The following is a 13247-nucleotide window of genomic DNA, read 5'->3' as shown; positions in this document are numbered from 1 at the left end:
TGGCCCGGGATCCTGCGGTGGTCGTGGTTCGGTGGGGTGCACGCCGAGCTCCTTAGGGCCGGGTGGGATGCCGTCCATCCTCCGGTGAACACACGCGATCTGTCTGTCCGGTGGTTGTCGGGGATGGCCCCTACGTGCCCCTCCGCCGACCAGGCATCGCCCCGTACGGATGCAACGACTTGCAAATCGAGCGCAACAACCTAATGGCTAGTTGTATGTGGCGCATGAGCGTTACGAAAAGATTACGCAGAACCTTGTGTCGACCGTCACCAGGAATCTAAAGTCACCTCACGGAACATGGCTCGCCCCGGCACGCCGCCGCTGTCGCGGCGTGCCAAGCGGCTCACCACGTTCCGCACCTCCTGGCGTCCGCTCCGCCTCGAGCGTCTCAGACGATCCTCTGTCCCTCCAGAAACGAGTCTGTCGATGACACGGAGCATCACAGGAGCTGCAACGAGGTCCCGCCGGTCCCGGCGGTGGGCCCCGACGATGGTCGCCTCGGCCACCGTCGCGGCGGTCGGTCTGACCCTCGTCGGCAGCGCCGGCATCGCCAACGCCGGCACCAGCGCCATCGCACCCGTGGTGACGCGCGCCGCCCTCGACCCAGCGCTGGTCGCGGGCCGGGGCGCCGACGTCGCCTTCCTCGAGCAGGAGGCCGAGAACGCGGCCACCAACGGCGCCGTCATCGGGCCGGACCGCACCGCGTACACGCTGCCCGCCGAGGCCTCCGGCCGCAAGGCGGTCAAGCTCACCCCCGGCCAGTACGTCGAGTTCACGCTGCCCGCCGCCGCGAACGCGATCACGGTGCGCTACAGCATCCCCGACGCGCCGAACGGCGGCGGCATCACCGCGCCGCTGAACGTCACCGTCAACGGCAAGAACAAGAAGGTCATGACCCTGACCTCCGAGTTCTCCTGGCTGTACAACCAGTACCCGTTCACCAACGACCCGAACGCCGACCTGCTGCACCCGGACTGGTGGATCACCGAGTGCGCGTGCGTGCCGGCGTTCACCGAGCCGAAGCCGGTAATCAGCAAGCCGTTCCGCCCGATGCACTTCTACGACGAGCAGCGGCTGCTGCTGGGCAGGACGTACCAGGCGGGCGACAAGGTCCGGCTCACCGTGCCCGGTGGCAGCAACGCCGCCTGGACCGTGATCGACCTGCTCGACTCCGAGCTGGTCGGCGCGCCGCACGTGCGGCTCGTCGCGGCCAACGTGCTCGCGTTCGGCGCCGACCCGACCGGGCGCAAGGAGTCGGCGGACGCCTTCGACAAGGCGATCGCCTTCGCGAAGAAGTGGAAGCTGAAGGTCTACGTCCCGCCGGGCGTGTACCAGGTCAACCGGCACATCATCGTCGACGACGTGACGATCGAGGGCGCGGGCAGCTGGTACACGATCATCAAGGGCAGGCAGGTCGCGCTCAGCGAGCCGGCCGAGGACGGCTCGGTGCACACCGGCGTCGGCTTCTACGGCAGGTACGCCGAGGACGGCGGCAGCAGCGACGTGCACCTGTCCGGCTTCACCATCGAGGGCGACGTGCGCGAGCGCATCGACACCGACCAGGTGAACGGCATCGGCGGCGCGATGAGCGACTCGACCATCGACGGCCTCTACATCCGGCACACCAAGGTGGGCCTGTGGTTCGACGGCCCGATGGACAACATCAAGGTCACGAACAACATCATCGTGGACCAGATGGCCGACGCGCTCAACTTCCGCAAGGGTGTCACCAACTCGCTGGTGCGCAACAACTTCATCCGCAACACCGGTGACGACGGCCTGGCCATGTGGTCCGACGGCGTCGCGGACGCGAACAACGTGTACGACCGCAACACGGTGCAGAGCCCGTCGCTGGCCAACGGCATCGCGATCTACGGCGGCACCGACAACACGGTGTCGAACAACCTGGTCGCCGACCCGGTCCGCGAGGGTTCGGCGCTGCACGCCGGCTCCCGCTTCGGCGCGACGCCGTTCGCCGGGCAGCTGAAGTTCACGAACAACACGGCGGTCCGGGGCGGCACGTACGAGCTGAACTGGAACATCGGCCTGGGCGCCATCTGGATCTACGCGCTGGACAAGACGATCGACGCGGACATCCAGGTGACCGGGGACCACTACCTCGACAGCACCTACAACGCGATCATGATGGTCAGCGAGTGGTCGGTGAAGGACCTGTACCAGATCCGCGGCGTCAAGTTCAAGGACCTGCGGATCGACGGCACCGGCACCTCGGTGCTCAGCGCCCGGGTCGAGGGCGGCGCGTCGTTCGAGAACGTCGACGCCCGCAACGTCGGCGCGGTCGGCATCAACAACTGCGGGTCGTTCCACTTCACCCCGGCCGGTTCCGAGTTCATCGTGACCGACCTGGGCGGCAACGACGGCGGCGGCACCACGGGCCCGTGGCTGGCGTCCTGGGAGCTGCCGAACACCATCACCTGCGACGACCGCCCGCCGGTCGTCGTGCCCCCGGCGCCGTCCCCGTGGTGACGAGGCGGCGGTAGGCCACACCGGATAAGGGAAGCGGGCGGGCGTTCGAGTGCACGGCACCGGGCGCCCGCCCGCGGTGTGTCCGGGGCTCGGTGACAACTTTCCGACCCTCCATCGGGGACCGTCGGCCGTCTCTTTCGGGCCGTGCATTCGGTGAGGTCAGCATGCCTCGGGTCGAGGCGCGGGCGACCGGATGACCTCACCTATCGGCTCATCGGTCAATGGAGCGGGCTGCACACCGGTGTTTAGGTGAAGTCCTGCCACGACTAGGGGGATCCATGTCACTGAGCAAGGGGCGCCTGCTGCGCTCTGTCGTACGACTGGGCGTGGCGACCGCACTGGTGGCCACCGGTGTGATCGCGGGGGCCTCGCCGGCGCACGCGGTCGCGACCAGAACGGTCGCGTTCTGGAGCATGGACGAGCCGGACGGCGCGTCCGTGCTCGTCGACAGCAGCGGCAACGGGCGCCACGGCACCATCGGGTCCGACGTGACCCCGGGGACGCTCTACGCCGGTGCGACCGGGCACCGTTTCGCGACGGTGCTGCCCAGCGAGAACGCCCACCGTCCGGGACACGTCGACCTGGTGCCCGCGCACAGCGACTTCAACCCGGACAGCGGCGACTTCTCGTTCACCGTGCGCCTGCGGACGACCTACTCCTTCGGCAACATCATGCAGAAGGGCCAAGGCGCGACGGCGGGCGGCTACTGGAAGTTCGAGGCCCCGGGCGGCAGCCCGAAGTGCCTGTTCCGCGGGGGCAACGGCGCCTCGCGGACCGGGTACATGGACGGCACGATCAATGACGGCCAGTGGCACACCGTCACCTGCAACCGCACCTCGACCTACGTCGAGATGTACGTCGACGGGGTGCGCACCAGCCGGCTGACCGGCCCGACCGGGAACATCGCGAACAACTGGCAGCTGTCGATCGCGGGCAAGAGCGCCTGCGACGGCGTCGAGGTCACCTGCGACTACTTCGTGGGCGACATCGACTACATCAAGCTCATGAAGGGCTCGGGCGGCCCGGTCAACGCCGCCCCGGTCGCCGACGTCGCCGCCTCCTGCACCGGCCTGGTCTGCTCCCTGTCCGGGGCGGGCTCGACCGACGCCGACGGCGCGGTCCAGAACCACGCCTGGGACTTCGGCGACGGCACCTCCGCCGACACCGACAGCACGCCGACGACGTCGCACACGTTCGCGGCGGCGGGCACATACAACGTCACGCTGACCGTCACCGACGACGACGGCGCCACCGACACGGACACCCAGCAGGTCACCGTCGCGCCGATCCCGGAGAAGATCTCCTTCGTCGGGCAGGCCACCTCGAACGCCAACGTCACCACGCACACGGTGACGGTGCCGACCGGCGTGCAGGCGGGCGACCAGCTGCTGCTGTTCCTGAGCCAGAACACCCACGCCACCACTGGCACACCCACCGGCGGCGGCTGGACCCAGCTCGACCGGCTCGACGGCGGCTACGCCACCACCACGGCCTGGCGCAAGACCGCCACCGCCGGGATGGCGGGCACGACCGTGCAGGTGACGCTCGGCGCCCAGTCGAAGGGCAACGTCGTGCTCGCCGCCTACCGCGGGGTGGACACGGCGGCACCGGCGGTCTTCGCCAGTGCCACCGACTCCGCCAGCTCGGCCGCCCGCATCACGCCGAACGCCGCGGTCACCGCGGCGCAGAGCTGGGGCGTGTCGTACTGGATGCACGGCGACGCCGCGTCGACCTCGCTCACGGCTCCGGCCGGGGTGCAGGTGCGCAGCAACGGCTCGCAGACCGGCGGCGGCCGGGTCACCGGCCTGCTGGCCGACTCCGGCAGCTCGCTGCCGACCGGCACCTACGGCGGCCTGACCGCCACGGCCGCCGCGGCCAGCACCACGACCACCACGTGGACCGTGATCCTGCAGCCGGCGTGACCGCATGCCACACCTGACCGAGCCGGTCACCCGTCGGGGTGACCGGCTCGGCCGGTTTCAGTGCCGCGACCGGCGATGACGCCGGTGCCGGGTCAGGAGCAGCGCCAGACCACCGCCTGCTGGAGCCCGTCCCGGTCGGCGTCGTCGACGTTGCCGATCAGGGTGCGGCCGTCGTCGCTGACCGCCTCGGCCCAGTTCATGCCGTACTGCTTGTCGAACGCGAACACGTCGGGCAGCCGCAGGACGCGCTTGCCGTCGGTCAGCGCCGCGTGGTTGTCCTCGGTCATGCCGGCGATCCAGCCGTACTGGTTGATGCCGTTGCTCCACTCCAGGCCGGGCAGCAGCTCCGCCTTGCCGGTGTTGAGGTCCCAGCGCACGCCGTAGGTCGCCCGGTCGTCCCCGACCGCCGCCGCGAAGCCGACGACCCAGCCGTTGCTGATGCCGCGGGCGTCGTAGTAGTCGATGGTGACGCCGGGCGCGGTCGGCCGCTCCAGCACCCGGCCGGGACCCTTCGCGGGCCACACGTACGCGATGCGGCCGCCCCTGGCCCCGTCGGCCCGCACCTTGGTGCCCTCGGCGCCCGGGGTCCCCCCGGCCGACGGCGACGGCTTGGCGGGATCCGCGCCCGACGGAGCGCCGGCCGCTCCGGTCTCCACGTAGCCGACGATCGTGCCGTCGGTGTCGATGTCGTACGCCATGGCCCGGGTGGCGCCCTTGGGCAGCGGCAGCTTCTCCGGCTGCGAGGTGCGCGAGGCCCAGCGCAGCGGGGCGTCCTCGTCGAAGCTGCCGCCCACGATGACACCGTGGTCGTTGATGGCGCGCGCCTCCCGGCCCTTGCCCCCGGGCAGCTGCGCGGACTTGGCGCCCTCGGCGGCGATGGCGACCGGGCCGGTGCCCTTCCACACGATGCCGACCGCGACGCCGTTGGAGTTGATGCTGTAGAGCCCGTCGTCGTCACCGGGCGTGCCGACCTTGGTGATGGTGCCGTCGTGCCAGATGATCGGCTGGCGGCCGTCCACGTAGGTGCGGTAGGTGGCGTACCGGCCGGTCGGGTCGAGGGCGCTGGCGTGGCTCTGCCCGCCGCCGGGGACCGGCAGCGCCTCTCCGGTGCAGGAGGTGGGGAACGCCACGTCCATGGTGCGGTCGTACTGCTGCTTGGGCGACGGGCTCGGCTTGGCCGACGCGCTCGGCCGCCCCGCCGCGTCCGGCGTCGTCTGGCCGGCCTGGCTGATCACCACCGGCACGCTCGCGATCGCGAGCCCGGCGGCGGCCGCCGCGGCGGTGGCGGCGACCCGCCGCCGGCGGCGGCTGCGCGAGCCGGCCACCACGGCCGCGGCGACGTCCACGCGGGACGGCGCGTCGGGTTCCTCGTCGAGCGGCCGCAGGATGCGGGGCCCGTACTCCTCGTCGTTCATATTCAGACTCTCCTGGCTGCTGCGATCAGGGGGATGTCGGCCGCGTCGCCGAGGTGGCGGCGCAGCGCGGCCAGACCGTGCGAGGTCTGGCTCTTGACGGTGCCGGGGGAGCACCCCAGCAGGTGGGCCACCTCGTCCACGGGCAGGTCGCACAGGAAGCGCAGGACCAGGACGGCCCGCTGGCGGCGGGGCACCCTCTCCAGCGCGTCCCGCAGCACCAGCCGCAGTTCGGTGTTCGGCTCGGGTTGTCGCGACTCGTCCGGCGTACGTCCGAACAGCCGCACCTTCGCCCAGGACAGCCGGCGCTCGTCCAGGAACTCGCGGACGAGCATGGTGCGCACGTACCGGTCGAGGTGGACCACGTCGCGGGTGCGGTGCCAGCGCACGTAGAGCTTCGTGATCGCCTGCTGGACCAGGTCGTCGGCACGGTGCGCGTCGCCGCAGAGCAGGTACGCCGTCCGGCGCAGCGACGTCAGCTGCGCCGAGACGAATTCGGTGTACTCCGCGTCCCGCTTCGTGTTCTTCGTCGATGCCATCGCCCGCCCCGTGGTAGGTGTTTGCCCTTGGACGGGTCCGGCGGTGCGCCGGGTTGTATGCCGTTTCGGGTTTCGTGGTGGCGGCGCGAGATCGGTGACTCGTGTCGAGATGTGGAGTCGTACCGCAGTTCCTGACACGGATCGGCGATCTTGACGGCCTCGGCCCGAGGCGGTTGTCACTCGGGGCGCATGGCTGCTGCCGCGGTGTCGCCCCGGCGTGCTGGAATGTTCGGCGTGAGCAGCGGCGTTCAGCGGTCCTGGCGGCTGGTCCGGGCCAACGGCCCCGACCGCCCGCCGCTGCATGCCGACCCTGCTCAGGAGCGGGTGATCGCGCACGACGCCGGCCCGCTGCTGGTGCGCGGCGGTCCCGGCACGGGCAAGACGACGACCCTGGTCGAGGCGGTGGCCCGGCGCGTCGCCGAGGGCACCGACCCGCAGCGCATCCTCGTGCTGACCTTCGGCCGCCGCGGCTCGCAGTCGCTGCGCCGGCGCATCGAGGCCCGCATCGCCCGCGGTGTCGGCCACGAACCGCTGGTCAGGACATTTCCGGCGTACGCCTTCGGCCTGCTGCGCCGCTCCGCCGCGCTGCTGGGCGACCCGTCGCCGCGCCTGCTGTCCGGCCCCGAGCAGGACCTCGTCATCCGCGAGCTGCTCCCCGGCGAGGACGCCGCGTGGCCCGCGCGCCTGCTGCCGGCGCTGGGCACCCGCGCCTTCGCCGAGCAGCTGCGCGACCTGCTGCTGCGCGCCGCCGAGCGCGGCGTCGGCCCCGAGGACCCGCTGTGGCAGCGCCGCGACGACTGGCAGGCCGCCGCCCGCTTCCTGCACGAGTACGAGCAGACGATGGCGCTGCGCGACGCGACCACCCGCGGCTCGGCCGGCTACGACCACGCCGAGCTGGTCCGGGCCGCCACCGCGACGCTGCGCCGCGACCCGGAGCTGCTCGCCGCCGAGCGTTCCCGCCTGTCCGCGATCTACGTCGACGAGCTCGCCGACACCGACCCGGCACAGGTGGAGCTGCTCCAGCTGGTCGCACACGGCCTGCCGCTGGTCGCCTTCGCCGACCCGGACTCCTCGACGTACGCGTTCCGCGGTGCCGATCCGGAGATCGTGCGCACGTTCGGCGAGCTGTTCCCGGGCACCGAGCAGGTGCTGCTGGCCACGGCGCACCGGGCCGCGAACGCGATCCGGATCGCGACCGCGCGCGTGGCCCGGCGGCTGCCGGGTCACCAGCCGATCGTGCCCGCGCCGCGGCCCGAGCCGGATCCGGCGGACACCGACGCCGCCGACCACGCCTCCGAGCCCCTGCTCGCCCACGCCCTGGTCGACGCGGCGGCGGCCGCGGACCGGGCGCGCCGGCTCGACGACGACGACCCGGACGTCGGGGTCGAGGTGGTGGCGCTGCGCAGCCGGGTCAGCGAGGCGGCGTTCGTGGCGCACCGGCTGCGCCGGGCGCACCTGGTCGACGGCGTGCCCTGGTCGCGCATGGCGGTCATCATGCGCTCCACGAACGCCCAGCTCCCCGCGTACGAGCGGGCGCTGCGCCAGGCGGGCGTGCCGACCAAGGTGCTGGCCGAGGACCTGCCGCTGCACCAGCAGCCGGCGGTGAAGCCGCTGCTCCTGCTGCTGCGCTGCGCGCTGCTGCCGGACCAGCTCACCGAGGAGGCGGCGGTCGCGCTGCTGCACTCGCCGCTGGGCGGGGCCGACCCGATGGCCGAGCGGCGGCTGCGCCAGGGCCTGCGCGCGCTCGCGATGGCCGGTGGCGACCAGCGCGGCTCCGGCGAGCTGCTGGTGGAGGCGCTGCGTGACCCGGCGGAGCTGGCCGCGCTGGACCGGCGCTGGGCCGAGCCCGCGAGCCGGATCGCGAAGCTGCTGGCCACCGGCCGGGAGGCGGCGGCCCGGCCGCGCGCCACGGCAGAGGAGGTGCTGTGGTCGGTGTGGCGGGCCAGCGGCCTGGCCGAACGCTGGGCGGCGCTGGCCACCGCGCCCGCGCTGGGGCTGGACCAGCAGCGCCGCGCCGAGACCGCCGACCGCGACCTCGACGCGATCATGGTGCTGTTCGACGCGGCGGCCCGGTTCACCGACCGGCTGCCCGGCGCCCGCATCGACACGTTCCTGGAGCACGTCGCCGACCAGCAGCTGCCCGCCGACTCGCTGGCCGCCAGCGGCGACCGGGGCGAGGCGGTGCGCCTGCTGACCGCGCACGCGGCCAAGGGCCTGGAGTGGGATGTGGTCGTGGTCGCGGGCGTGCAGGAGGGGGTCTGGCCGGACCTGCGCCTGCGCGGCAGCCTGCTCGGCTCGGAGCAGCTCGTCGACGAGGTGGCGCAGCGGTCGTTCGCGGGCGACAAGGCGCAGCGGGTGGCGCAGACCGCCGCGCTGCTGCACGAGGAGCGGCGGCTGTTCTACGTGGCGGCGACCCGGGCCCGGCGGCGGCTGGTGGTCACCGCGGTGGACTCGGGCGCGGTCGGCGGCGCGGACGGCGAGGACCGGCCCAGCCGGTTCCTGTTCGAGCTGGCGCCGCCGGTCAAGGTCGACGAGGACGAGGTCGCCGAGCTGGAGCTGGCCCGCCCGCCGCGGGCGCTGACCCTGCCCGCGCTGGTGGCCGAGCTGCGCGCGGCCGTCGCGGGGCCGGACGCGACCCGGCGCCACGCGGCGGCTCGGGAGCTGGCCCGGCTGGCCGCGGCCGGGGTGCCGGGCGCGCATCCGGACACCTGGTGGGGCCTGCCGGAGCTGTCCGACGACGGCCCGCTGCACGGCCCGGACGAGCCGGTGCGGGTCACCCCGTCCACCATGGAGAGCGCGCTGCGCTGCGGGCTGCGCTGGCTGCTGGAACGGCACGGCGGCGCGGCCGCCTCGTCCAGCGCGCAGGGTGTGGGCAACCTGGTGCACGCCGCGGCGATGCTGGCCGACGAGGCGATGGCCGACCCGTCGGTGCTGGTGGAGTACGTCGCCGCGCGCTTCGACGCGATCGAGCTGGCCGCGGCGTGGCTGGCCGGGCGGGAGCGGGACCGTTCGCAGGAGATGCTCGGCAAGCTGACGCGCTGGCTGGCCGAGAACCCGCGGCGGCTGGTCGCGATCGAGCGCGAGTTCACGGTGCGTCTCGCAGCCGAGCCGCCGATCGACCTGGTGGGCCGGGTGGACCGGCTGGAGGTCGACGACCAGGGCAGGCTCGTGGTGATCGACCTGAAGACCGGCAAGACCACCACCGCGACGCGGGAGGAGATGCCCGAGCATCCGCAGCTGGGGGCGTATCAGGTGGCCGTCGAGGCGGGCGCGTTCCCGGAGGGCGACGAGTCCGGCGGGGCGGCCCTGGTGCAGCTGGGCACCACCCACCGCGACGCGAAGGAGCAGGTGCAGGAGGCGATCGGCGGGGCGGAGGATCCGCAGTGGGCGCACGCGATGGTGCACCGCACCGCGGCGACCATGGCGGCCTCCACGTTCGTGGCGAAGGTCAACGACAAGTGCCGGATGTGCCCGGTGAAGAGCAGCTGCCCGGTGTCCGGCAAGGGCCGCCAGGTGGTCGAGCCGTGACGATCCTGAAGCCGCTGGTCGAGGACGGGCCGCGGTGGACGCCGGAGGAGCTGGCCGCGCGGCTGGAGCTGAAGCAGCCGACCGCCGAGCAGTCCGCCGTGATCAGCGCGCCGGTGGCCCCGCTGCTGGTGGTCGCGGGTGCGGGCTCGGGCAAGACCGAGACCATGGCGGCGCGGGTGCTGTGGCTGGTCGCCAACCAGCACGTGCGCCCCGAGCACGTGCTGGGCCTCACCTTCACCCGCAAGGCGGCCGGCGAGCTGTCGCACCGGGTGCGGGTGCGGCTGAGCCAGCTGCGCCGGCACGCGGGCGACCGGATCCCGGGCGGCCTGGACGGCGAGCCGACCATCGCCACGTACCACTCCTTCGCCGCCCGCATCGTCACCGAGCACGGCCTGCGCGCCGGGTACGAGCCCAGCACCCGGCTGCTGACCGAGGCGTCCTGCTGGCAGCTCGCCGACGAGGTGGTGCGCTCGTACACCGGCGACATGTCGGCGGTGGACTCCGCGCCGAGCACGGTCGTCTCGGCGGTGCTGGCGCTGGCCGGGGAGCTGGCCGAGCACCTGGTCAGCCCGGACAGCCTGGCCACCTGGACGGGCCGGTTCCACGCGAGCGTCAGCGCCAAGCCGGGCCGGATGACCGCCGACGTGCGCGACCTGCTGGCCCGCCAGCGCGCCCGGCTGCAGCTGCTGCCGCTGGTGCGCGCGTACGACCAGCGCAAGCAGGTGCTGGAGGCGATGGACTTCGGCGACCAGATGTCGCGCGCGGCGCGGGTGGCCCGGGACCATCCCGAGGTCGGCGCGGCCGAGCGCGAGCGGTTCCGGGTGGTGCTGCTCGACGAGTACCAGGACACCAGCCACGCGCAGGTGACGCTGCTGCGGGCGCTGTTCGCCGGGGACGTGTCCGTGGTCGAGGACGGGGTGGCGGGGCAGGGGCACCCGGTCACCGCCGTCGGCGACCCGTGCCAGTCGATCTACGGCTGGCGCGGGGCGAGCGCGGGCACGCTGGACCGGTTCCCGCACGAGTTCCTCGACAGCAGCGGTGCGCCCGCCGCCTCGGCGCAGCTGGGCCGCAGCTTCCGCAACCGGTCGGAGATCCTGTCGGTGGCCAACACCATCTCCGAGCCGCTGCGCGACCGGGGCGCCCGGGTGGTGTCGCTGACCTCGGGCAGTGACGCGCCCGGCATCGTGCAGTGCGCCCTGCTGGAGTCGTACCTGGACGAGGCGGAGTGGATCGCCGACCAGATCGTGACGGCCTGGCGCACCGAGTCGAAGGTCGCCGAGGACCAGAACCCGGCGCACATCCCGGTCGAGCGCCGCCCGACCTCGGCGGTGCTGGTGCGGGTGCGCTCGCAGATCGCGCCGATCGAGGCCGCGCTGCGCGCCCGCGGGCTGCCGGTCGAGGTGGTCGGCCTGGGCGGCCTGCTGGACACGCCCGAGGTGCGCGACGTGGTGTGCACGCTGCGGGTGCTCAACGACCCGATGGACGGGGCGAGCCTGCTGCGGCTGCTGACCGGCGCGCGCTGGCGGATCGGGCCCCGCGACCTGGTGGCCCTGCACCGGCGGTCCCGGGCGCTGGCCCAGGAGCGGCGACCGGCCGGGGACGAGGGCATCGTCAGCGACCGGCTCGACGACGCGGCGCTGAGCGAGGCGCTCGACGACCTCGGCCCGCCCGAGCAGTACTCGCCCGCGGCGTACGCGCGGCTGTCGGCGTACGCGCAGGAGCTGGCCGGGCTGCGCGCGCGGCTGGACCAGCCGGTGAGCGACCTGATCGCCGACATCGAGCGCACCTCCGGCCTGGACGTCGAGGTCGCGGTGCGGGCCGGGGAGGTCGGGCTGGCCCGCGCGCACCTGGACACGCTCGGCGAGGTCGCGGCCCGGTTCGCGATCGAGACCGACGGCGCGCCGCTCGGCGCGTTCCTGTCCTACCTGGCCGCGGCCGAGGACGAGGAGCGCGGGCTGTCCCCGGGTGAGATCGACGTGGCCGAGGGCGCGGTGCAGATCCTGACCGCGCACGCCGCCAAGGGCCTGGAGTGGGACGTCGTCGCGGTGGCCGGGCTGACCAAGGGCGTCTGGCCGGGGCCGAGCAAGGCCAGCGACCACTTCCTCAAGGGGCTGGGCGTGCTGCCGTTCCCGCTGCGCGGCGACCGCGACGGCCTGCCCACGCTGCACGTCAACCGCGCCGGCGACCAGAAGGAGCTGGGCCGCGCCGTGGCCGACTTCGAGCAGGAGTGGAAGGAGCACGACGCCCGCGAGGAGCGCCGCCTGGCGTACGTCGCGGTCACCCGGCCCCGGAGCTGGCTGTTCGCCTCCGGCTACTGGTGGGGCGACAAGGTGCGCAAGCCGCGCGGGCCGTCGCCGCTGCTGGCCGAGATCGAGGCGGTGTGCCGGGCCGGTGAGGGGCACGTCGACGTGTGGACGCCCGAGCCCGAGCCGGACGCGGTCAACCCGACCAGCGGCGAGGTCGCCTCGACGTGGCCGGCCGACCCGCTGGGCGCGCGCCGCCCGGCCGTCGAGGCCGCCGCGGACCTGGTGCGGGCCATGCTCGACGACCCCGACGGCGGCGTCGCCCTGGCCGAGCACGACGAGGTCACCCGGCGCTGGCGGCAGGAGGCCGACCTGCTGCTGATCGAGCGCGACGAGCAGGCCCGCCAGGCGCTGCGCTCCGACGTGGTGCTGCCCGCGCACCTGTCGGTGTCGCAGCTGGTGGCGCTGCGCAAGGACCCGGCCGGGCTGGCCCGGCGGCTGCGCCGGCCGCTGCCCGCCGCGCCCGACCCGTACGCGCGCCGCGGCACCGCCTTCCACCACTGGCTGGAGCAGCGCTACGGCGCCGACCAGCTGCTCGACCTCGACGACCTGCCGGGCGCCGCCGACGAGGACGCCGCGTCCGACGAGGAGCTGTCGGTGCTGAAGGAGCGGTTCGAGCAGAGCGTCTGGGCCGACCGGGTGCCGGTGGAGGTGGAGACGCCGTTCGTGGTCGAGCTCGGCGGCACCGTCGTGCGTGGACGGATGGACGCGGTGTTCCGCAACGGCGACGGCTACGAGGTGGTCGACTGGAAGACCGGCCGGGTGCCGGCCGGCGCGACCGCGACCGCGGCCGCGGTCCAGCTCGCCGCGTACCGGCTGGCCTGGGCGGCCCTGGCGGGCGTGCCGGTGTCGCGGGTCAGCGCCGCGTTCCACTACGTCCGCGACAACCTGACCGTGCGGCCCGCCGACCTGCTCGACGAGGCGGGCCTCGCCGCGCTGCTCACGGCACTTCCCGCGCAGGACGCCGACTGACGCGCGTGCCGCGGACATCATCCGAACGCCGGACGGAACGAGTCGTCGAACCGACAGCGTGATGTCGTACGGAACGGGCATGGT

At 73.5% G+C, this 13247-nt stretch carries 6 protein-coding genes; 4 read left to right on the top strand and 2 right to left on the bottom strand.

Annotated elements, in window-relative coordinates:
• Window positions 1-489: 489 nt before the first annotated feature.
• Together AB0J67_RS09130 and AB0J67_RS09125 are read left to right on the top strand one after the other, a co-directional pair.
• Complete coding sequence (locus AB0J67_RS09130; RefSeq protein ID WP_363478450.1) at window positions 490-2487, top strand: glycosyl hydrolase family 28-related protein; 1998 nt, start codon at window positions 490-492, stop codon at window positions 2485-2487.
• Between the two features lie 278 nt (window positions 2488-2765).
• The gene (locus tag AB0J67_RS09125) at window positions 2766-4409 is read left to right on the top strand and encodes a PKD domain-containing protein (protein WP_363478447.1); all 1644 of its coding nucleotides are present in this window, start codon (window positions 2766-2768) and stop codon (window positions 4407-4409) included.
• Window positions 4410-4501: 92 nt separating this feature from the next.
• On the opposite strand, the gene AB0J67_RS09120 is transcribed toward AB0J67_RS09125, so the two are convergent.
• Together AB0J67_RS09120 and AB0J67_RS09115 are read right to left on the bottom strand one after the other, a co-directional pair.
• On the bottom strand, window positions 4502-5824 hold the full coding sequence (locus AB0J67_RS09120; RefSeq protein WP_363478444.1) for a hypothetical protein: 1323 nt from the start codon (window positions 5822-5824) through the stop codon (window positions 4502-4504).
• 2 nt (window positions 5825-5826) lie between these two features.
• Complete coding sequence (locus AB0J67_RS09115; RefSeq protein WP_363478441.1) at window positions 5827-6360, bottom strand: SigE family RNA polymerase sigma factor; 534 nt, start codon at window positions 6358-6360, stop codon at window positions 5827-5829.
• 297 nt (window positions 6361-6657) lie between these two features.
• Between AB0J67_RS09115 and AB0J67_RS09110 the strand changes: the two genes are divergently transcribed.
• On the top strand, window positions 6658-9888 hold the full coding sequence (locus AB0J67_RS09110) for an ATP-dependent DNA helicase (RefSeq protein ID WP_363478494.1): 3231 nt from the start codon (window positions 6658-6660) through the stop codon (window positions 9886-9888).
• Entirely contained in the window at window positions 9885-13163 is a 3279-nt protein-coding gene (locus AB0J67_RS09105) for a UvrD-helicase domain-containing protein (protein WP_363478438.1), read from the top strand. The genes AB0J67_RS09110 and AB0J67_RS09105 overlap by 4 nt, the downstream gene beginning before the upstream one ends.
• The last annotated feature ends 84 nt before the right edge of the window (window positions 13164-13247 follow it).

The sequence above is a fragment of the Catellatospora sp. NPDC049609 genome (assembly GCF_040675365.1).
GTDB lineage: Bacteria > Actinomycetota > Actinomycetes > Mycobacteriales > Micromonosporaceae > Catellatospora.
Note: the sequence above shows the minus strand (reverse complement) of the source record. Positions and strands in the feature narration are given on the sequence as shown.

Excerpts from the sequence above, each read along its gene's own strand:
- AB0J67_RS09130 (WP_363478450.1), top strand. The coding sequence starts at position 490 with ATGGTCGCCTCGGCCACCGTCGCGGCGGTCGGTCTGACCCTCGTCGGC.
- AB0J67_RS09125 (WP_363478447.1), top strand. The coding sequence starts at position 2,766 with ATGTCACTGAGCAAGGGGCGCCTGCTGCGCTCTGTCGTACGACTGGGC.
- AB0J67_RS09120 (WP_363478444.1), bottom strand. The coding sequence starts at position 5,824 with ATGAACGACGAGGAGTACGGGCCCCGCATCCTGCGGCCGCTCGACGAG.
- AB0J67_RS09115 (WP_363478441.1), bottom strand. The coding sequence starts at position 6,360 with ATGGCATCGACGAAGAACACGAAGCGGGACGCGGAGTACACCGAATTC.